Source organism: Pseudomonas sp. NPDC077408 (assembly GCF_050269105.1).
Taxonomy (GTDB): Bacteria; Pseudomonadota; Gammaproteobacteria; order Pseudomonadales; family Pseudomonadaceae; genus Stutzerimonas.
Map to the genome: position 1 here is coordinate 420,817 of NZ_JBNNHS010000001.1, position 20,000 is coordinate 440,816.

22 protein-coding genes and 3 pseudogenes are annotated in these 20,000 nt (G+C 60.4%); 19 read left to right on the forward strand and 6 right to left on the reverse strand.

The genetic code is table 11. The features are described 5' to 3' along the window. Position 1: 1 nt before the first annotated feature. Positions 2-403, reverse strand: a pseudogene (locus ACQKEK_RS02030) (glycine cleavage T C-terminal barrel domain-containing protein); the annotation flags it as partial. Between ACQKEK_RS02030 and ACQKEK_RS02035 the strand changes: the two are divergent. From ACQKEK_RS02035 to ispD, 12 genes and pseudogenes are all read left to right on the forward strand, one after another. Next, positions 404-631: pseudogene (locus ACQKEK_RS02035) on the forward strand (hypothetical protein); the annotation flags it as partial. Between the two features lie 15 nt (positions 632-646). Then, a complete protein-coding gene (locus ACQKEK_RS02040) occupies positions 647-1,042 on the forward strand; it encodes a hypothetical protein (protein ID WP_499140912.1) in 396 nt (131 codons plus the stop codon). Continuing rightward, on the forward strand, positions 964-1,512 hold the full coding sequence (locus ACQKEK_RS02045) for a hypothetical protein (protein ID WP_499140913.1): 549 nt from the start codon (positions 964-966) through the stop codon (positions 1,510-1,512). Before ACQKEK_RS02040 ends, ACQKEK_RS02045 begins: the two co-directional genes overlap by 79 nt. A 152-nt stretch (positions 1,513-1,664) precedes the next feature. After that, the gene (locus ACQKEK_RS02050) at positions 1,665-1,889 is read left to right on the forward strand and encodes a hypothetical protein (RefSeq protein ID WP_499140914.1); all 225 of its coding nucleotides are present in this window, start codon (positions 1,665-1,667) and stop codon (positions 1,887-1,889) included. 111 nt (positions 1,890-2,000) lie between these two features. Continuing rightward, complete coding sequence (locus ACQKEK_RS02055) at positions 2,001-2,159, forward strand: hypothetical protein (RefSeq protein ID WP_177327065.1); 159 nt, start codon at positions 2,001-2,003, stop codon at positions 2,157-2,159. A gap of 40 nt (positions 2,160-2,199) precedes the next feature. Beyond that, complete coding sequence (locus tag ACQKEK_RS02060) at positions 2,200-3,042, forward strand: PAS domain-containing protein (protein WP_499140915.1); 843 nt, start codon at positions 2,200-2,202, stop codon at positions 3,040-3,042. Positions 3,043-3,116: 74 nt separating this feature from the next. After that, positions 3,117-4,436 carry a tRNA lysidine(34) synthetase TilS gene (tilS, locus tag ACQKEK_RS02065; RefSeq protein WP_216706885.1) on the forward strand — a complete coding sequence of 440 codons (1,320 nt, stop codon included), beginning with the start codon at positions 3,117-3,119 and terminating at the stop codon, positions 4,434-4,436. Positions 4,437-4,576: 140 nt separating this feature from the next. Continuing rightward, positions 4,577-6,208, forward strand: a complete 1,632-nt coding sequence (gene pyrG / locus ACQKEK_RS02070; protein ID WP_499140916.1) for a CTP synthase — start codon at positions 4,577-4,579, stop codon at positions 6,206-6,208. Further along, positions 6,205-7,050: a 3-deoxy-8-phosphooctulonate synthase gene (gene kdsA, locus ACQKEK_RS02075; RefSeq protein ID WP_102834878.1), complete on the forward strand. Its 846-nt coding sequence runs from the start codon at positions 6,205-6,207 to the stop codon at positions 7,048-7,050. The genes pyrG and kdsA overlap by 4 nt, the downstream gene beginning before the upstream one ends. Before the next feature lie 33 nt (positions 7,051-7,083). Further along, entirely contained in the window at positions 7,084-8,373 is a 1,290-nt protein-coding gene (eno, locus tag ACQKEK_RS02080; RefSeq protein WP_046162024.1) for a phosphopyruvate hydratase, read from the forward strand. A gap of 167 nt (positions 8,374-8,540) precedes the next feature. Next, positions 8,541-8,828 (forward strand): cell division protein FtsB, encoded by a 288-nt coding sequence (ftsB, locus tag ACQKEK_RS02085; RefSeq protein WP_177327070.1) that lies wholly within the window; start codon positions 8,541-8,543, stop codon positions 8,826-8,828. Then, entirely contained in the window at positions 8,825-9,529 is a 705-nt protein-coding gene (gene ispD / locus ACQKEK_RS02090) for a 2-C-methyl-D-erythritol 4-phosphate cytidylyltransferase (protein WP_499140917.1), read from the forward strand. The genes ftsB and ispD overlap by 4 nt, the downstream gene beginning before the upstream one ends. Positions 9,530-9,598: 69 nt before the next feature. Here the strand turns inward: ispD and ACQKEK_RS02095 are convergent, their stop codons facing one another. The 3 genes and pseudogenes from ACQKEK_RS02095 to ACQKEK_RS02105 form a co-directional block, all read right to left on the reverse strand. Further along, complete coding sequence (locus ACQKEK_RS02095) at positions 9,599-10,765, reverse strand: baeRF3 domain-containing protein (protein WP_499140918.1); 1,167 nt, start codon at positions 10,763-10,765, stop codon at positions 9,599-9,601. Positions 10,766-10,864: 99 nt separating this feature from the next. Continuing rightward, positions 10,865-11,164 (reverse strand): annotated as a pseudogene (hpf, locus tag ACQKEK_RS02100) (ribosome hibernation-promoting factor, HPF/YfiA family); the annotation flags it as partial. 131 nt (positions 11,165-11,295) lie between these two features. Next, positions 11,296-12,195 carry a LysR family transcriptional regulator gene (locus tag ACQKEK_RS02105; RefSeq protein WP_499140919.1) on the reverse strand — a complete coding sequence of 300 codons (900 nt, stop codon included), beginning with the start codon at positions 12,193-12,195 and terminating at the stop codon, positions 11,296-11,298. Positions 12,196-12,338: 143 nt separating this feature from the next. Here ACQKEK_RS02105 and ACQKEK_RS02110 point away from each other — a divergent pair, with 143 nt between their 5' ends. Then, positions 12,339-13,454, forward strand: coding sequence for an S-(hydroxymethyl)glutathione dehydrogenase/class III alcohol dehydrogenase (locus ACQKEK_RS02110; RefSeq protein ID WP_128119458.1), 1,116 nt, complete (start codon positions 12,339-12,341; stop codon positions 13,452-13,454). 69 nt (positions 13,455-13,523) lie between these two features. Beyond that, positions 13,524-14,369 (forward strand): S-formylglutathione hydrolase, encoded by an 846-nt coding sequence (fghA, locus tag ACQKEK_RS02115; protein ID WP_499140920.1) that lies wholly within the window; start codon positions 13,524-13,526, stop codon positions 14,367-14,369. Between the two features lie 163 nt (positions 14,370-14,532). On the opposite strand, the gene ACQKEK_RS02120 is transcribed toward fghA, so the two are convergent. Beyond that, the gene (locus ACQKEK_RS02120) at positions 14,533-15,582 is read right to left on the reverse strand and encodes an alkene reductase (protein WP_499140921.1); all 1,050 of its coding nucleotides are present in this window, start codon (positions 15,580-15,582) and stop codon (positions 14,533-14,535) included. 38 nt (positions 15,583-15,620) lie between these two features. Next, a complete protein-coding gene (locus tag ACQKEK_RS02125; RefSeq protein ID WP_046162018.1) occupies positions 15,621-15,923 on the reverse strand; it encodes an ArsR/SmtB family transcription factor in 303 nt (100 codons plus the stop codon). 185 nt (positions 15,924-16,108) lie between these two features. On the opposite strand from ACQKEK_RS02125, the gene ispF reads away from it, so the two are divergent. The 5 genes from ispF to ACQKEK_RS02150 are packed head-to-tail and all read left to right on the forward strand — an operon-like array spanning position 16,109 to position 19,995. Then, positions 16,109-16,582, forward strand: coding sequence for a 2-C-methyl-D-erythritol 2,4-cyclodiphosphate synthase (gene ispF / locus ACQKEK_RS02130; protein ID WP_127840618.1), 474 nt, complete (start codon positions 16,109-16,111; stop codon positions 16,580-16,582). Beyond that, positions 16,579-17,619 carry a tRNA pseudouridine(13) synthase TruD gene (gene truD, locus ACQKEK_RS02135; RefSeq protein WP_499140922.1) on the forward strand — a complete coding sequence of 347 codons (1,041 nt, stop codon included), beginning with the start codon at positions 16,579-16,581 and terminating at the stop codon, positions 17,617-17,619. The genes ispF and truD overlap by 4 nt, the downstream gene beginning before the upstream one ends. Beyond that, positions 17,619-18,368 (forward strand): 5'/3'-nucleotidase SurE, encoded by a 750-nt coding sequence (gene surE / locus ACQKEK_RS02140; protein ID WP_046162016.1) that lies wholly within the window; start codon positions 17,619-17,621, stop codon positions 18,366-18,368. The genes truD and surE overlap by 1 nt, the downstream gene beginning before the upstream one ends. Before the next feature lie 38 nt (positions 18,369-18,406). Next, positions 18,407-19,042, forward strand: coding sequence for a protein-L-isoaspartate(D-aspartate) O-methyltransferase (locus ACQKEK_RS02145; protein ID WP_029404859.1), 636 nt, complete (start codon positions 18,407-18,409; stop codon positions 19,040-19,042). A gap of 17 nt (positions 19,043-19,059) precedes the next feature. Beyond that, positions 19,060-19,995 (forward strand): polyprenyl-phosphate transporter, encoded by a 936-nt coding sequence (locus ACQKEK_RS02150; protein WP_499140923.1) that lies wholly within the window; start codon positions 19,060-19,062, stop codon positions 19,993-19,995. The last annotated feature ends 5 nt before the right edge of the window (positions 19,996-20,000 follow it).

The window sequence follows — 20,000 nt, forward strand, 5'->3', positions numbered from 1 at the left end:
ATCAAAGCTCCTGACGCTGGGTATCGGGATCGAAGAAGGGCAGCGTGACTACCGTGGCGTGAACGACTTCGCCACCTTCCACACGGATCGGAATCTGCGATCCCGGCGTGCTCTTGTCGGCGCCAGCATAGGCGAGCCCGATGATCTGTCCGAGGGTCTGCGAATACTCGCAAGAGGTGACGTTGCCGCCGATGTCCGCACCGCGCAGCACCAGATGGCCCTCCAGCGGCTTGCTGGCGACCGCCGGCAGGGTGAAGCCCACCAGCTTGCGCTTGGGCGGCTGCGCCTCAAGGATCTCCAGTGAACGCTTGCCGACAAAGAACGGCTTGCTGCGGGCGATTGCCCACCCCATGTCGATCTCGGCCGGATGCGTCATGCCGTCGGTGTCCTGGCTGATGATCACGGCCTGATTGATGTATCCACCCTCGGTGGCCTCGACGTGCGCGGCGCGGATGCCGCCGAATTTCTCAACCGACTCTACACCTTCGCCTTCTTCAAGCAGCCGGTGGGGCGCTCGCGTTACGCTCTGATGACCGATGAGCAAGGCGTGGTAATCGACGACGGCGTCTGTGCGCGCTTTGCAGACAACCACTTCTATGTCACCGCTACCACCAGCGGCGTCGACCGTATCTAGGCCGGCCTCGGTGTGCTGGACCTGCAGTTTCGTCCGGAATACCACGACAAGGCCTTCCTCTTTGTCGATGTCGCTGTGATCGGAGCCGGCGAGATAGAGCAGGACTACGCCGCCGCACTGGCCTGGCATGACCTGGAACTGGCTGCCTGGCAGGCGGAGCGAGACGCCCACGAGAAGGAGCGCGCCGAGGTCGACAAGGCCTTTCGACTTGCCGCCAAAGGCTATAGCGCGCACATGGAAGCCGCGCTGGATCTTGTGTTGAGCGGCATCGCCTGGCCCAAGCCGGCGCAGGTGGTCTACCTCTTCAGCCATGACAACAGCGCATCGCCGTGGACGCCGACCTGCCGGACGAAGACGAGACGCCGCGCATCTCGGCCGAGGTTCGCACGACGGGCAAACTTGCGATGAAGAAACGCTCGGACGCCCAATGCCGCCGCGACTTCGTCGCCCTGGCGTTTGCCAGTCTGTTTCGGGTTGCCGGGGAAGTGTTTGCGGCGCTGCCGGCCATCGAACGGGTGCTGGTTTCCGGATACATCCAGCGCATCGACCAGGCAACCGGTCATCCATACGACGAGTATGTGATATCGGCCATCATCGACCGCGCGCAGTGGCAGCGCATCGACTTCGAGCGCCTGCATGCCGTTGATCCGGCGGCAACCTTCGCGACTTTCGATGCCCGTTTCGGCCTCGACCGCTCCTCGCGTTTCAAGCCGATCCAGCCCTACGACATCGAAGATCTGGGTTTGCTGCACAAAACCGGGCGGCGCTTCGCTTCAGCCCGCCGAAACCATCGTGATGCCCGCATCGCCTGCCCGAGCCTGATCGTCGCCAGCATGGTCAGTTTGAAGTTGTTTTCAACGGCGGTGGGACAGCGCTGAAAAAGTCTTTCTGATTTGGGCGAAATCGGATTTAGGACCGGGACGGCGAGGGCTGTTCCGGTTTTCTTTTCGACTGTGCTTCAATGTCTCCCGCTCTGACGTGCCTGCGCCGCTAGCACGTGCGGACGAGACTCACTCTTGAAGGTCCATCCTTGAACGCTATCAAACTCGTTGCAGTCGCTCTTATTGTCGTTGGTGCGCTTGGCCTCGCTTACGGCGGCTTCAGCTACACCAAAGACACAACGGCTGTGAAACTTGGCCCGATCGAACTCTCCGTCCGGGAGAAGGAGACGGTCAATATCCCACTCTGGGCAGGCATCGGAGCCATCCTCGCTGGTGGGCTTCTTCTGGTAGTCGGCGGCAGAGGCCGCCGCTAAAGCTGACACCCCCACGCATATGAACGCGCCCCCGAATCCTGCCGCCACCCTGCGCGGCAGAGCACCGAGCAGATCATCGCCAAGCGTGGCGTATATCCTCGCCGACCAGCAATGCTCTGGGCCGGGTGGAAGATCCTCAGGTGGCCGGCGAGTGCCATCAATCCGTCATTGATCGCCAGTAAAAATTTCCGCTACCAACTGCCGGAAATCGACGGCCGCGCCGTCGCCGTGCCCAATGTGAAGAACACCTTTACCTATCGCATCGAATAAACCACGCCGCCAGCCAACCGATAAGCAGCGAGAGCCACCGATGAGGCACGACCACAGCCAATTCGGCGCCAGCCTTGAGGCCCACGACGACCAGTCGATCAACCCCAGCGCCAACCCGGCCCTTGAGCAACTGGTCGACCCGGCGCGGCGTAACGTGCTCAAGGGCGGCCTGAGCCTGGCGGCGCTGAGCTTTTTCACAGGCGTCATGGGCCTGAGCCTGCGCGCCCACGCCAGCAGCCCGCTGCCCAACTTCAAGGGCGTGCCGGTGCAGATCGATCCTAGGTTCGACCACGTGCTGGTCGCCGAAGGGCGACTTTCTACACCCTGCAGAGCGGGAGACCTGGGCGTTGGCGATGCAGCGAATGCGCGGCATGGCGCCGCTAAATACCGAGGTGCTGCTGCTGCGCTGGGCGAGTCGCGCCGGGTCGAAGCACGTCTGCGGCGGCTCGCGGATGGCTTCATCGTCAGTCTTGCCGATGTCAGCGGACAGATGCAGTGGCGCCACTATATGCAGGCCAGTCACCGAAGCCTGAGCAACTTGCTCGATGGACTACCGATGATGGTCTACCGCTGCCGCAACAATCGACACTGGAGCATGGAGTACGTCAGCGCCGGCTGCCTCGAACTAACCGGTTACCCGGCAGAGCGCCTCGTCAACAGCCGCAGCCTCACCTTTGACAGCCTGATTCATGTCGAAGACCGTGACCGCGTCTGGGCCGAAGTGCAGGCCGGGCTCGTCGAGCGAGGGCCTTTCGCTTTCAAGTACCGGCTGCTGTGTGCCGACGGCCGACACAAGCCCGTGCTTGAACGTGGCAGCGGCATCTATTCGGAAAACGGTGGCGTGCTCGGGCTGGAAGGCGTGGTGCTCGAACTACCTCGCTAGCGCGCCGCACGTGGCTGTAGTCCAGCGTCACTCTGGCTTATGCTTGCCAGCCGTTCTGGAGAAACCATCTATTTATGCCACTCGAATCCCGTCTGCTCGATGCACTGCGCCCGTGGCTTGCCGCGCGACGCTGGTTGGTCGGCTTTTCAGGCGGTCTGGATTCGACCGTACTGTTGCATGCGCTCGTGCAACTGGCGCAGCGTCATGCAGTGCCGCCAATCAGCGCGATTCATGTTCATCACGGTCTGCAGGCGGCGGCGGACAACTGGCCGGCGCATTGCCGTGAGGTGTGCGCGGCCAATGGCGTGCCTCTCGAAGTGGTGCGGGTGCAGGTCGAGGCTGGTCCGAGCCTAGAAAGCGCCGCCCGAGCTGCGCGCTATGCGGCCTTCAGTGAGTACCTTAATACTGCCGACGTGCTATTCACTGGCCAGCACCGGGACGATCAGGCTGAGACGCTGCTGTTTCGTTTGCTACGCGGTGCGGGAGTGCGTGGGCTTGCCAGCATGCCTGCGGTGCGCGCGCTGGGTGAAGGTTGGCTGGTTCGGCCCTTGCTGAATGTCGGGCGCTACGAATTGGAAGCCTATGCCCGCGAGCAGGGGCTCACTTGGGTTGAGGACCCAAGCAACGCGTGCACCAACCATGCGCGAAATTACCTTCGTCACCGGGTTATACCGGTGCTTCAGCAGCGCTGGCCGCGAGCTGCTGACAACATCGCGCGCACCGCAGCCCATCTAGGCGAGGCGCAACATTTGCTGGATGAGCTGGCCGAGCTTGATCTGCGCGAAGCCCGCACTCAGTCTCGGTATCAGTGGTTACCGATGCCGAGGCTCTCCTTGTCGTCACTGGAGTCGCTCAGTCCCGCCCGGCAGCGCAATGCGCTGCGCCACTGGCTGGCTGATTTAACAGCGCTTCCTGACAGCGATCATTGGGCTGGCTGGGATGCGTTGCGCAATGCTGCCCCGGATGCCGCGCCTGTATGGCGCTTGGCCTCTGGCGAACTACACAAAGGCGATGGTTGCGTTTGGTGGCTTTCGGGACCCTGGCTGGTCACGGCGGAAGGGGCGGTCGACTGGCTGCAGCCGAACATCGATCTGCAGTTGCCGGGAAACGGCCTGCTGCGCTTGACCGGCCATGATGGACGGGGCGGGCTGCAAATACGCTATCGTCAGGGCGGCGAGTCGCTGAATATTCCCGGCCGTGGTCGCCGTGATCTCAAACGGCTGCTCAACGAGGCCGGCGTGCCAGGTTTCGTGCGCTCACGTCTACCGTTGCTCTTTCGAGAAGGTGAGCTTGTTGCGGTAGCCAATCTGCCGCAGTTCGATACGCAAGCCCTGTCGCTTCAATGGACGCCGCCGGCAGACGCCAGGTTTGAGCTGATAGGGTCTTTCAAGTAGACTACGCTCCCGTCCCAATACAGCTTCTGCGGCTTTCTTCGAAAACCGTGGCAGTTCCGCTATTGCCGCCTTTGGCGCGATGGCACCTTCGCTTTTCCCCGGCGGCGCTGACCGCTTAACGCAGACTTCTAGGGTTTTTCATGACGCGCTACATCTTCGTCACGGGTGGTGTTGTTTCTTCATTGGGGAAAGGCATCGCCTCGGCTTCATTGGCGGCCATCCTGGAGGCGCGGGGCCTGAAGGTCACGATGCTCAAGCTGGACCCTTACATCAACGTGGATCCGGGCACCATGAGCCCGTTCCAGCACGGTGAGGTGTTCGTCACCCATGACGGCGCCGAGACCGACCTCGACCTTGGGCATTACGAGCGGTTCATCCGCACCACAATGACCAAGAGCAACAACTTCACCACCGGCCGCGTCTATGAAGACGTACTGCGTCGCGAACGCCGTGGTGATTACCTGGGCGCGACCATTCAGGTCATTCCGCACATCACTGACGAGATCAAGCGCCGCATCATCAAGGGCGCAGGCGATGCCGACGTCGCGCTGGTAGAGGTTGGCGGCACCGTTGGTGACATCGAGTCGCAACCCTTCCTTGAAGCGATCCGCCAGCTGCGTGTCGAAGTGGGCGCCAAGCGCGCAATGCTCATGCACTTGACGCTGGTGCCTTATATCGCCACGGCTGGTGAAACCAAGACCAAGCCGACCCAGCATTCGGTCAAGGAGCTGCGCTCGATCGGTCTGCAACCGGATGTGCTGGTTTGCCGCTCCGATCACCCGATTGACATCTCTTCACGCCGCAAGATTGCGCTGTTCACCAACGTTGAAGAGCGTGCGGTCATCAGCCTGGAAGACGTTGACACCATCTACAAGATTCCCGGTGTGCTACACGCGCAGGGCCTGGATGACTTCGTAGTCGAACGTTTCGGCCTGGAATGTGGCGGTGCCGATCTCTCCGAATGGGACCGGGTTGTTGATGCCAAGCTGAACCCGGAGAAGGAAGTCACCATCGCCATGGTCGGCAAATACATGGAACTTCTGGATGCGTACAAATCTCTGATCGAGGCAATGAGCCACGCTGGCATCCAGAGCCGTACCAAAGTGAACCTCCGCTACATTGATTCCGAAGACATCGAGAACCAGGGCACCAGCCTGTTGGAAGGCATGGATGCGATTCTGGTTCCGGGTGGTTTCGGTCTGCGTGGCGTGGAAGGCAAGATTGCCACCGTCAAATATGCCCGCGAGAACAAGATTCCCTACCTGGGTATCTGCCTCGGCATGCAGGTCGCAGTGATCGAGTTCGCCCGTGATGTGCTGGGCTGGTCCGACGCCAACTCCACCGAATTCGACAAGGACAGCACCCATCCGGTCGTTGGTCTTATCACCGAGTGGGAAGACGCCACTGGTGCAGTGGAAACCCGCAGCGACGCTTCCGATCTGGGCGGCACCATGCGTTTGGGCGCGCAGGAATGCGGCCTTGAGCCGGGCTCCAATGTGTTCGCCTGCTACGGCAAGGAGCGCATCATCGAGCGCCATCGTCATCGCTACGAAGTGAACAACAAGCTGTTGCCGCAGTTGCAGGCCGCGGGGCTGAAGATTACCGGTCGCTCCGGTGACGGGGCGCTGGTCGAAGTGGTCGAGGCGCCGGATCATCCCTGGTTCGTAGCCTGCCAGTTCCACCCTGAATTCACCTCCACCCCTCGCGACGGGCATCCGCTATTCAGCGGCTTCGTCAAGGCGGCGCTGGACTACAAGGCGGGCAAGGCATGAGCCAGAAGACCATTCGCGTCGGCAGTATCGAGATCGCCAACGACAAACCGTTCGTGCTGTTCGGCGGGATGAACGTGCTGGAGTCCCGGGATCTCGCACTGCAAATCTGCGAAACCTATGTGAAGGTCACCGAAAAGCTCGGTATTCCCTATATCTTCAAGGCCAGTTTCGACAAGGCTAATCGCTCTTCGATCAATTCCTTCCGGGGCCCCGGCCTGGAAGAGGGGATGCGGATCTTTGAAGAAGTGAAGAAGACGTTCGGCGTCCCTGTGATCACTGATGTGCATGAGCCGCACCAGGCGCAGCCGGTGGCTGAAGTGTGCGACATCATTCAGCTGCCGGCTTTTCTTTCCCGGCAGACGGATCTGGTCGTCGCCATGGCTAAGACCGGGGCGGTGATCAATATCAAGAAAGCGCAGTTCCTTGCCCCGCAAGAAATGAAGCACATCCTCACCAAGTGTGAAGAAGCCGGGAACGATCAGCTGATTCTCTGCGAGCGCGGCTCGTCGTTCGGCTACAACAACCTGGTGGTCGACATGCTCGGCTTCGACATCATGAAGCGGATGCAATATCCGGTGATCTTCGATGTCACACATGCGCTGCAGATGCCGGGTGGCCGCGCCGACTCGGCTGGTGGTCGTCGTGCCCAGGTCACGGATCTTGCCAAGGCCGGCCTCAGCCAGGGCCTAGCCGGATTGTTCCTTGAGGCCCATCCGGATCCGGAAAACGCCAAGTGCGACGGACCCTGTGCGCTGCGTCTGGACAAGCTCGAACCCTTCCTCACCCAGCTCAAGCAGCTGGATGATCTGATCAAGAATTTTGCGCCAATCGAAACAGCTTGAAGCCTTGAAGCTATCTACGGAGTGTTAATAAAAATGGCAAAGATCGTCGACATCAAAGGGCGTGAGGTTCTCGACTCCCGTGGCAATCCCACTGTTGAAGCGGACGTTATCCTGGATAACGGCATTACCGGCAGCGCCTGTGCGCCGTCCGGTGCTTCCACTGGGTCCCGCGAGGCGCTGGAACTGCGCGATGGCGACAAGAGCCGTTACATGGGCAAGGGTGTGCTGAAGGCTGTCAGCAATATCAATGGCCCGATCCGGGATTTGCTACTGGGCAAGGATCCGCTCGATCAAAAGGCGCTGGACCGCGCCATGATCGAGCTGGACGGAACCGAGAACAAAGCGTCACTGGGTGCCAACGCGATTCTTGCGGTATCTCTCGCTGCCGCCAAAGCTGCCGCGCAAGATCAGGATCTGCCGCTCTACGCTCACATTGCCAACCTCAATGGCACGCCTGGCCAGTACTCCATGCCGGTGCCGATGATGAACATCATCAACGGCGGCGAGCATGCCGACAACAACGTCGATATCCAGGAATTCATGGTGCAGCCGGTCGGTGCCAAGACGTTCGCTGATGCCCTGCGCATGGGTGCCGAAATTTTCCATCACCTCAAAGCCGTGCTGAAGGCTCGTGGTCTGAGCACTTCTGTCGGTGATGAAGGTGGTTTTGCACCGAACCTGGCATCCAACGAAGACGCGCTGGCCGCTATCGCCGAGGCAGTGGCTAACGCCGGTTACAAGCTTGGTGACGACGTGACCCTGGCGCTCGATTGCGCCTCCAGCGAATTCTTCGAGAATGGCAAGTACGATCTGGCCGGCGAAGGCAAGGTCTTCGACGCCGCTGGTTTTGCCGACTACTTGGCTGGCCTGGCCGAGCGCTACCCGATCATCTCCATCGAAGACGGTATGGACGAGTCCGACTGGGCTGGCTGGAAGGTGCTGACTGACAAACTCGGCGACAAGGTTCAGTTGGTTGGCGACGACCTGTTCGTAACCAACACCAAGATCCTTAAGGAAGGCATTGAGAAGGGCATCGGTAACTCGATCCTGATCAAGTTCAACCAGATTGGCTCGCTGACCGAAACCCTGGAAGCCATTCAGATGGCCAAGGCCGCTGGTTACACGGCGGTGATCTCGCACCGCTCCGGCGAAACCGAAGACAGCACCATCGCCGACCTCGCTGTGGGAACGGCTGCCGGTCAGATCAAGACAGGTTCGCTGTGCCGTTCGGACCGCGTGTCCAAGTACAATCAACTGCTTCGTATTGAAGAGCAGCTCGGCGGAAAAGCAGCTTACAAGGGCCGTGCCGAGTTCCGCGGCTAAACCCAAGCATGCTAGAAAGGGGCGGCGTTAGTCGCCCTTTTTTTGTGGATAACGGTCAGCGCTGTTAAGGTCGCCGCACGGCGATGCGCTAGCCAGCAAAGGAAAGCCGGACCATGTTGCTGACCGCCGCTTATACAGTGCCACTGGAACCCAATCGAATTCGATCCATGCCTTCCATACGCAGTCCCTACTGGTTGTTTGTTGTCCTGATTTTGCTGCTGGGTGGCTTGCAGTATCGCCTGTGGGTGGGCGAGGGCAGCCTCGCCCAGGTGAGTGGATTGAACAAGCAGATCGCCGAGCAGCAGGGCGAGAACCAGCGATTGCTTGAGCGAAACCGGATTCTCGAAGCCGAGGTCAAGGAGCTCAAGCAAGGCATGGAAACTGTAGAAGAGCGTGCGCGGCATGAGTTGGGCATGGTCAAAGAGGGCGAGACTCTCTTTCAGCTCACCGAATGAATGCAGCCCATCTTCCGCTGTTCTGGGTCGTGATTCCGGCTGCCGGCATTGGCAGTCGCATGCGAGCCGATCGGCCCAAGCAATACCTTCAGTTGGCAGGAAAGACCATCCTTGAGCACACCCTGGATTGCTTTCTAGGCCATCCTCAGCTCAAGGGGCTGGTTGTGTGCGTAGCGGGCGATGACGCCTATTGGCCCGATCTCGCTTGCTCGACAGATCCACGTGTTCACCGTGCCGATGGCGGCAGTGAGCGAGCCGACTCGGTCCTGGGTGGGCTGCGAGAGCTGACCCGGTTAGGCGCCGCAGACGGCGACTGGGTGCTGGTGCACGACGCAGCTAGGCCCAACCTGGCAGTCACAGATCTAAATCATCTGTTGGAGACGCTCGCGGACGATCCTGTCGGTGGGCTGCTCGCTGTTCCAGCTCGCGATACGCTCAAGCGTGCTGATGCGGATGGGCGCGTTCAGGAGACGGTGGATCGTAGCGTCATCTGGCAAGCGTTCACGCCACAGATGTTCCGGCTTGGATCGCTGCGTGAGTCGTTAGCGGATGCCCTTGGCAGTGGAGTTGCCGTAACTGACGAAGCGTCCGCGCTTGAATGGGCGGGGCACCACCCGCGTCTAGTCGAAGGGCGTGCTGACAACCTCAAAATTACCCGGCCCGAAGATCTTCAGTGGCTGGAACAGCGCTGGAAATCTTGAGTCCAGCGCTGTTCAGGCGCTACGCGGCGCGCCGACTCATCCCGTATAGCGGAGGCAAGGCGGTTGCGATCAATAGCGGTAGATCGCGGCAGCGCCGCTTTCGGTCGGCATGCGTTCGGTAGGCACAGCAATCACCTCCCCGCCTTGTTCCAACGTCCATATGGTCAATTCATCGAGCAGATCGGGTGTCGTGGCTGAGTCATCTTCCACCGCAACTGCCTTGCCTTGCTCCTTGTCGACCACCCCGGGAATTCGACGCTCCGCCTCGACCAGCAGGGTCGCTACACGACCTTCAAGTGTGGCCTGGCCGATCTGCTCGAGCTGATCGGTCGCGAGTCCCTGGCCTCGCGACTCGCCGTACTGGTTGATAAAGCCTTCCAGTCGCTTGATGTAGCGCGGCTGCATGACCATCCAGCTCTTCTGGCGGAGTTCGTCATGACTCAGTAACGACGCATCGTTCTCGATGCCTTCCGGCAGTAGAAATTCGTTGTGGCTGAGTTTGCGGAAGTGGAACTGGTGCTCCGGAAGTGCTGCGAGGATCAGCGGCAGTCGCGACTTGCGGCTGTGATGCTCAAGAATCGCGCGATCCACTTCACGGAAGAAGCGCTCGCGGTCTCGATCGATTTCCTCCTGGCGCCCGGCACCTCCGCTCTCCACCTGCATCGGATCGCCACGCTCGCTGGCGCGGCTGTAGCCTTGCGGAAAGCCCGTCTGACCTTTCTCGGTCAACTCCCGGCCCAGCGCTTCTTCAACGGTTTTCGGAACGCTTTCACCCAAGCGGACTTCGTCAACGCCGTCGCGGTTGCCTTCGAACAGACGAACCGAGTCCAACGTGATCGCCAATATCTGATAGCGGTCGGCCGACTGCGCGATACGCAGCAGCGGTTTGAGGTGCATACGGTCATTGGCGACCGCGAGCTCTGGAACGCTGCGCTGCAGGCGGAAGACCTCGAAGTAATCCGTGGCAGCAAATACAGCAAGCCCATCGCGGTTGGAATTCCAGAAATCGGGATCGTCGATCAGATCGTGGAAGGGCTTCAGCAGCGCTTTGGCCTGGTCGCCACGGCCTTGTTGCTTGAGCGAGTCTTCAAGCTCGCGGACAAGGTGCTTGAAGCGAATCGGGTCTTGCTGACGCTCGGGAAAGCTGCGGTGGGTGGGCTGATAAAGCGAAAGGCAAGGCGCTTCGCGTTTTGCCAGCAACTGGGACATGGTTTCGCGATCGAGCAATCTGTTCATGTACGGCCTCACTCGTGGTCAGATGATTCGGTTCCTCATGGTCTCTATCGGCCCGCTTCAGCGGGTCGCATCAGGCGGCATTCAGTGGTGGTTGAGTTTCTTGTCTAGCGCATGGGCAAGGGCATGGCTGAGCTTTTCGGCACAGCCGTCAATGGCAAGATTCAGCGAGTCCGCTTTGTGGCTGGTCGAAATAGGTTCGTGTCCCTTGACCCGCGCTTCCATCTGGCAGCGCTTATCCTGCGGGCCGCTTTTGCCGCTATTTTCGTCGTTGAGATGAACTTCGACTCGGGTCAGCTGATCGTCGAAGCGCTCCAGTTCGCTCTCGACCGTCGCTTTTACGTGCTCCTCAAGGCTGCTGGTCACGTCGACGCTATGATTGCTGTTCACCAGAATCTGCATGATGTCCTCCTGATTGATTGGCCGGCTCGCTCAAGCAGAGGGCCGGAGGCACCGGCTTCAGAATTTCGACGTGGTGGGTTAAGTCGGGTTCCGCCTCAAGTCAGCAGTCGGACGCGCGGCGCAGTCGCAACTCAATCGCGTTCGTTCCGATACTCGGGACGAGTTGCGAGGCCGTCCTTCAATGCTTGAATCAGCAGGCGGACCTTCGGTAGCGGATAACGCCGTTGTGGATAGACGGCCCACACGGCCGTGTTCGGTGGCTGATGCGTCTCCAGCAGGGACACCAGCTCGCCGCGGCGTAGTGGCTCCTGGACGTAATAGTCCGGTAGCTGGCAAAGACCGAAGCCCCGAAGCGCAGCATCCAGTACCGCCTGACCGCTGTTGCAGCGCCAGTTGCCCGAGGGCTTGAACGGCTGCTCGCGGCCGTCGACCTGCAACTTCCAGGTATCGCCAGTGCCAACCAGGCAATTGTGTCGCGATAGCTCGGACAGGGTATGCGGGCGGCCGTAGCGCTCGAGATAGCTTGGCGCCGCGCATAGATACATGGCGCGTGGGGCAAGGCGTGTGGCGACCAGCCGCGATTCGCTCAGCCGGCCCAGGCGTACGGCCAGGTCGTAGCCTTCCTGCACCAGATCTAGGGTGCGATTGGACAGTTCGATGTCAACCCTCAGCTGCGGATGCTGCGCCATGAATTCGTTTACCAGCGGCACGATGAAGCGTTCACCGTACGCGACTGCTGCAGTCATACGTAGCAGGCCAGTGGGCGCAGCATGCAAGTCGCTGATTGCATGAAAGGCTTCATCACGCTCCTCGATCAGGCGCTGGCAGCGCGAGAGAAAGGTATGACCGGCTTCGGTCAGGGAAACCCTGCGGGTCGTGCGATAGAGCAGCCGTGCCTGAAGGCGTTCCTCGAGGCGTGCCACTTGGCGGCTGACGTGAGATGACGACACGCGCAGTTGCCCTGCGGCCTGCATGAAGCTTCCGCACTCAGCGACGGCGACGAATTCATCCAGTCCTTCCCATCGATTCATAGGCGATCCTTTTGCGAGTCGCCCAAAGCGGCGCGTCGCGATTATCCCTGGGCAGCAATAATGTTTCCACGCCCAGCTTATTAACCCTATCGAACGATGAAACTACACTGCGTATTACTTTCCATCCACGAGTACCGCCAGCCATGACCATCAAGTCCCGCGCCGCCGTCGCGTTTGCCCCGAACCAACCTCTGCAAATTGTCGAAGTGGACGTCGAGCCGCCCAAGGCTGGCGAAGTGCTGGTGCGCATCGTCGCGACGGGTGTCTGCCATACCGACGCTTACACGCTCTCCGGCGAGGATTCGGAAGGTGTATTCCCTTGCATCCTCGGCCATGAAGGTGGCGGGATCGTCGAGGCGGTAGGCGAGGGCGTCACTTCGGTTGCCGTGGGCGATCACGTGATCCCGCTCTACACGGCCGAATGCCGGCAGTGCAAATTCTGCAAATCTGGCAAGACCAACCTCTGCAGCTCGGTGCGCGCCACGCAAGGCAAGGGGCTGATGCCTGACGGCACCACACGCTTCTCCTACAACGGCGAGCCGATTTATCACTACATGGGCACCTCAACGTTTTCCGAATACACGGTGCTACCTGAAGTGTCCGTGGCGAAGATCCCCAAGGAAGCGCCCTTGGATAAGGTCTGCCTGCTCGGCTGCGGCGTCACCACCGGGATCGGCGCGGTACTCAATACCGCCAAGGTGGAAGAGGGCGCGACCGTGGCCATCTTCGGGCTCGGTGGCATCGGCCTGGCTGCGATCATCGGGGCGAAGATGGCCAAGGCGAGCCGGATCATCGCGATCGACATCAACCCGTCCAAGTTCGCCATTGCCGAAGAGCTGGGTGCGACAGACTTCGTCAACCCCAAGGATCATGACAAGCCGATCCAGGAGGTCATCGTGGAGATGACAGACGGCGGCGTGGACTATTCCTTCGAATGCGTCGGCAATGTCCAGCTGATGCGCGCCGCGCTGGAATGTGCACACAAGGGGTGGGGCGAGTCCGTGATCATTGGTGTGGCTGGAGCCGGTCAGGAAATCAGCACCCGTCCGTTCCAGTTGGTAACCGGCCGCGTCTGGCGTGGCAGCGCCTTCGGTGGCGTCAAAGGGCGTACCGAGCTGCCCGGCTATGTGGAGAAGGCTCAGACCGGCGAGATCCCGCTGGATACCTTCATCACTCACAATATGGGGCTGGATGAAATCAATCAGGCATTCGACCTGATGCACGAAGGCAAGAGCATCCGAACCGTCATTCACTACTGATTCAGCACGTCGGGCCGCAGCGCTCCGCCTGCGATGGTGCGAGTGCTACGGGCCGGCTCAGGAGGGCCCATGAGCCTCGAGAACATTTCTTGCCAGAAGAGCTTCGGTGGCTGGCACAAGCGCTATCGTCACCGCTCAAGTAGCTTGAACTGCGACATGGTATTTGCGGTTTATCTGCCGCCTCAGGCAGAACAAGGCGAAAAGCTTCCGGTGCTGTACTGGTTGTCCGGTCTGACCTGTACCGACGAGAACTTCATGCAGAAGGCGGGGGCGCATCGGCTTGCTGCGGAGCTCGGCTTAATTATCGTCGCCCCTGATACCAGCCCGCGCGGCTCCGAAGTTCCGGACGATCCGGAGGCTGCCTATGACTTGGGTCTTGGCGCGGGCTTCTACCTGAACGCGACCCAGGAACCCTGGGCTCAGCACTACCGCATGCACGATTACGTGGTCGATGAGCTGCCGGCGCTGATCGAGGCGAACTTTCCCGTATCCGACAAGCGCGGCATCAGTGGGCATTCGATGGGCGGTCACGGTGCGCTGGTGTGCGCGTTGAAGAACCCTGGTCGCTATCAGTCGCTGTCGGCGTTCGCGCCGATCGCCAATCCGGCTGATTGCCCATGGGGCGAGAAGGCCTTCTCCAATTACCTCGGAGAAGATCGCTCACGCTGGCGTGAATGGGACGCCTGTGCCCTGATATCCAAGGCGCAGGAGAAATTGCCGATACTCGTCGATCAGGGCGATCGGGATGATTTCATGGCCAATCAGTTGAAGCCCGAAGCGCTTGAGTCAGCTGCAAACGCGGCGGATCATCCGCTGACGTTGCGTATTCAGCCGGGCTACGATCACAGCTATTACTTCATCAGCACCTTTATCGATGACCATCTTCGCCATCATGCCCAGGCACTGAAAGCGTAGGGTGGCTGACGGCGAAGCCTCATCCACGCGTTTGGTCGAGTCCGTTTGTTGATGGGGCGTGTATGGGAAACGCTCGTATGCCACTGGAATGTTGCATAAATAGCTGTGAGGAAAGAAAAAAAGGCCCGCCCGGAATCCCGGGCGGGCCTTCCATCGCAAGGAGCTAGAGCGATGGATAATCGGTGTAACCTTCGGCGCCTTTTGCGTAGAACAGCTCAGGCCGCGGCTCGTTGAGCGGCGCGTCCTGGCGCAGGCGCTGGACCAGGTCGGGGTTGGCGATATAGGGAATGCCAAAGGCCACGGCGTCTGCCTTACCCTCGGCCAGCCAAGCGTTGGCCTGGTCCTTGGTGAAGCGTTCGTTGGCGATATAAACGCCACCGAAGATCTCCTTCAGCTGTGGGCCGAGGCTGTCCTCGCCGGCTTTCTCCCGAGTGCAGATGAAGGCGATGCCGCGCTTGCCCAGTTCACGAGCGACGTAGGCGAAGGTATCGGCACGATTCGAGTCGCCCATGTCGTGAGCGTCGGCTCGTGGTGCCAGGTGAACGCCTACGCGGCCAGCGCCCCAGATCCCTACGGCCGCATCGGTGACTTCCAACAGCAAACGTGCTCGGTTTTCCAGCGAGCCGCCGTACTGATCGGTGCGCTGGTTTGTGCTGTCTTGCAGGAACTGGTCGAGCAGGTAACCGTTGGCGCCATGTATTTCGACGCCGTCGAACCCTGCTTCCCGAGCATTCTCGGCACCCTTACGGAAGGCCTCGACGATGCCTGCGATCTCTTCGGTTTCCAGCGCTCGAGGCGTTTCAAAATCCTTCATCGGCCGGACCAGGCTGACGTGTCCGGCGGGTTGGATAGCGCTCGGCGCGACCGGAAGTTGACCGTCGAGGTAGATCGGATCGGAGATCCGACCCACGTGCCAGAGCTGCAGCACGATCTTGCCGCCTTTCGCATGGACCGCATCGGTTACCTTTTTCCAGCCCTGTACCTGCTCAGCGGACCAGATGCCGGGCGTGTCTGGATAGCCGACGCCCATCGGCGTGACCGATGTGGCTTCGCTGATGATCAGTCCAGCCTCGGCCCGCTGGGTGTAGTACTCGGCAATCAAGTCACCCGGTATGCGGCCCGGCTCAGCACGGCAGCGGGTCAGCGGGGCCATGATGATGCGGTTGGCCAGTTCCAGTTCGCCAATCTTGATCGGGTCGAAAAGTGTAGGCATAGCGATGCTGCTCCTTTACACGGTAAGGGTTGGTGGGCTCAGAGGTCCTGGCCGAGGCGGGCCACGAAAGCGGCGATGGCCGGTTCATTGCGTTTGAAAAAATGCCACTGGCCAACCTTGCGGTTGGTGATCAGGCCGGCCCGTTGCAAGGTCGCCAGATGAGCCGATACGGTTGATTGCGATAGCCCGGCGCGCTGGTCGATCTGTCCGGCACACACCCCGTTTTCCAACGAGTGATGCTGCTCGGAGAAATAGCGTTGTGGTTCTTTCAGCCAACCCAGAATCTCCCGCCGCAAAGGGTGGGCGATTGCTTTGAGGATGTCGTCCAGTTCGTCGGGCATGGTGTCGTCCGGTTCGGTATATCGCGATGGAGCGAACTATATATCGGCAAAAAGCGATACATGATCGATTCGGTTAATGGTGCTTATCGGCTGCGTTGATCTGCAGGGGTTCTTACCGCTGCGGCTTCAACGTCTGCTGCTGTCCTGTAGAATCGCCGGCTGATCTTTTCGAGGTGCAAATGACTATGCGTATCGGCCATGGCTATGACGTGCATCGTTTCGGTGAGGGCGATTTCGTCACCCTCGGTGGGGTGCGGATTGCTCACAAGTTCGGTCTGCTCGCGCATTCGGATGGCGACGTGGTGCTGCATGCTTTGAGCGACGCATTGCTCGGCGCCGCGGCGCTTGGCGATATCGGTAAGCACTTCCCGGACACCGATCCGGCCTTCAAGGGCGCCGACAGTCGGGTATTGCTGCGGCACGTGCTCAAGCAGGTGCAGAGCAAGGGCTGGAGGGTCGGTAACGTTGACGCCACCATTGTTGCGCAAGCACCCAAGATGGCTCCGCACATCGAGTCCATGCGAACCCTGATCGCTGAGGACCTGCAGGTCGATCTGGATCAGGTCAACGTCAAGGCCACCACCACCGAAAAGCTCGGCTTTACCGGGCGTGAAGAAGGCATAGCCGTTCACGCTGTTGCGCTGCTGGTCAGCGCATGACCGAAGACCAGTTACTCGGCCCAAGGGCGCACGGAGGGGCCTGTGGCTCCGCGGTGCTCAAAGCTGTGGCGGAGGATTTCCAGGTCGACGAGGTGCTCGATATCCCCTTGTCTGGCGCGGGCGAACATCTTTGGCTCTGGGTGGAAAAGCGCAACCTCAATACCGAAGAAGCCGCGCGACGCCTGGCGCGTGCTGCTGGCGTTCCGGTGCGCAACATCAGTTATGCCGGCTTGAAAGATCGTCAGGCTCTGACCCGTCAATGGTTCAGCCTGCATCTGCCAGGCAAAGCTGATCCCGCACTGGCTAGGGCCGAAGACGAAACCCTAAAGATTCTCCAGAGCAGCCGCCATCAGCGAAAACTGCAACGCGGCGCCCATTCGGCCAATGGGTTTACCCTGCGTCTGACGGAACTGCAGGCTGACCATGCCCAACTCGATGCGCGTCTCGAGCGGATCAAGATCGACGGTGTGCCCAACTATTTTGGCCTGCAGCGCTTCGGTTATGAGGGCGGGAATGTCCACGGCGCCCGCGAGTACGCGGACAGGCAAGAGCTGCCCGTGCAGCGCAATCTCCGCTCACGCCTGCTATCGGCGGGGCGCAGTTACCTATTCAATCGCGTATTAGCTGAGCGAGTCGCCGCGGGTAGCTGGAACCAGGCCCAAGTCGGTGACCTGCTGGCCTTCACCGATAGCCGCAGCTTTTTCCCGGCAGGTGAAGCCGAATGCAGCGACCCACGGCTGGCCGTGCTGGATCTGCATCCGACCGGTCCGCTGTGGGGCGCAGGCGAATCGCCTGCTGCAGGCGTCGTACAAGCACTGGAGATGCAGGCAGCTGCAGCGGAGCCGTCAATCGCCAAATGGCTCGCAGAAGCCGGAATGAAGCATGAACGGCGCATTCTTCGCCTCCCAATAGGCGGCTTGTCGTGGCATTATCCCGAGTCTGACATTCTGCAACTTGAATTCGTCCTGCCGACCGGATGCTTTGCCACTGCTGTGGTGCGCGAACTGGTCAGCCTGGCAGGGCAGACGGACATCTGATGCGTATTCTGATCGCCAACGACGACGGGGTGTATGCACCTGGGCTCGCCGCGCTTTATGACGCGCTGGCGGATTTTGCCGAGTGCAGGGTAGTTGCCCCAATTCAGGACATGAGCGGCGCCAGCAGTGCGCTGACCCTGGATCGCCCGCTTCATCCCACAACCATGCCGAATGGTTTCATCGGCGTGAACGGCACTCCTACGGATTGCGTCCACCTAGGCATTAACGGCTTGCTTGAAGACGCGCCTGACATGGTGGTTTCCGGTATTAATCTGGGCGCCAATCTCGGCGACGACGTGTTGTACTCCGGTACCGTCGCCGCAGCTATCGAGGGACGGTTTACCGGCAAGCCGGCCTTCGCTTTTTCCCTCGTGTCGCGGCTGACCGATAACCTGCCGACTGCGGCCTATGTCGCGCGCAAGCTGGTTGAGCATCAGGCGTCGCTTGAGCTTCCTCCGCGTACTGTATTGAGCGTCAATGTTCCAAACCTGCCGCTGGACCACATTCGCGGCATCCAGCTGACCCGCCTGGGCCATCGCAGCAGGGCCAAGCCTCCAGTGAAGCAGGCGAATCCGCGTGGCAAGGACGGTTACTGGATCTCGGTGGCCGGCGACGTTGAAGATGGCGGGCCAGGCACCGATTTTCATGCTGTCATGCAGGGCTACGTCTCGATTACACCATTGCAGCTGGACCGAACCTTTCATGAGGCCTTCGAGGGCCTCGACAGTTGGCTGGAGGGCGTGTTGTGAACCGCGGATCCGATGACCTGCTGCGCCATGGTACCGGGATGACCTCACAACGCACCCGGGACCGGCTGATTCAGCGGCTGTACGAAGAAGGGCTTTCAGATCCTCGCGTGCTCGAGGTCATTCGTCGCACGCCCCGCCACCTGTTCGTCGATGAGGCATTGTCTCATCGCGCCTATGAAGACACCGCACTGCCCATCGGCCACAACCAGACGATCTCGCAACCCTTCATGGTGGCGCGTATGAGCGAGCTGCTGCTCGCTGACGGCCCGCTTGACAAGGTCTTGGAGATTGGCACCGGTTCCGGCTATCAAACAGCTGTGCTGGCACAGCTGGTCGAGCGGGTGTTCTCGGTAGAGCGAATCCAGGCGCTGCAAGACCGCGCAAAAGAACGCTTGGTCGAACTCAAGTTGCGTAACGTGGTCTTTCGCTGGGGTGATGGCTGGGAGGGCTGGCCTGCGCTGGCCCCTTACAATGGCATCATCGTTACCGCGGCGGCAGCCGACGTGCCCCAGGCTCTGCTCGATCAACTGGCTCCCGGCGGGCGGTTAGTGATCCCGGTCGGGGTTGGCGAAGTCCAGCAATTGATGCTGATCATTCGAGAGGAAGACGGTTTTTCCCGCCATCTGCTGGATACCGTGCGCTTCGTGCCGCTGCTCAATGGACCTGTAGTTTGATCACAGCGGATGGAAGCATGAAAAACGCGTTGCTGTTGTACGCCAAGGGGATGGCGATGGGGGCTGCGGATGTGGTGCCTGGCGTCTCGGGTGGTACCGTCGCATTCATAACCGGAATCTACGATGAATTGCTGCGCTCCATAGGCGCAGTGCCGAACGCCATTCCCGTACTGCTGAAGGGGCGCATCGCCGAAGCATGGCGCACCGCCAACGGAACCTTTCTCTTGGTGTTGTTCGCTGGGATTCTGACCAGCGTGCTCAGCCTGGCAAAACTGATCACCTACCTCCTCGAGCAGCATCCGATTCCGGTGTGGTCGTTCTTCTTTGGGTTGATCTTGGTCTCCGTGCATTTGGTCAGCAAGGAAATCCAGCGTCGCAACCTGTCACGATTGATCAGTCTGTGCCTGGGTATCGGCTTTGCCTACTGGATTACGGTGGCGTCGCCCATGCAGTGGAGCACCAGCAGCGTCAGTTTGTTCTTCGCTGGCGCCATCGCGATCTGCGCCATGATCCTGCCGGGGATATCCGGCAGCTTCATTCTGGTTCTTCTCGGCCTGTACCCCGTAATTCTGGGCGCGGTTAAAGCCTTGGATTTAGGCATCATGCTGACCTTTGCCGCCGGTTGTCTGGTCGGCTTGTTGAGTTTCGCGCGTGTGTTGAGTTGGGTTCTGCGGCGTTGGCGCGACCTTACCCTGGCTTTTCTAACCGGGCTGATGCTCGGCTCGCTGAACAAGGTATGGCCCTGGAAAGAGACGCTGACCTGGCGCACCAACTCGCACGGTGAGCCCGTGCCGCTACTAGAGCAAAACCTGCTGCCGGGCGCTTATGGCGATCTGACCGGGCAGGATCCGCAGCTGCTGCTGGCGATCCTCCTGGCGGGCGCCGGCATCGCGCTGGTGCTTGGGCTGGAGTGGTTTGCCGGGCGTCACCAGCCAGTCGCACAAAGCGTCTGAACCGA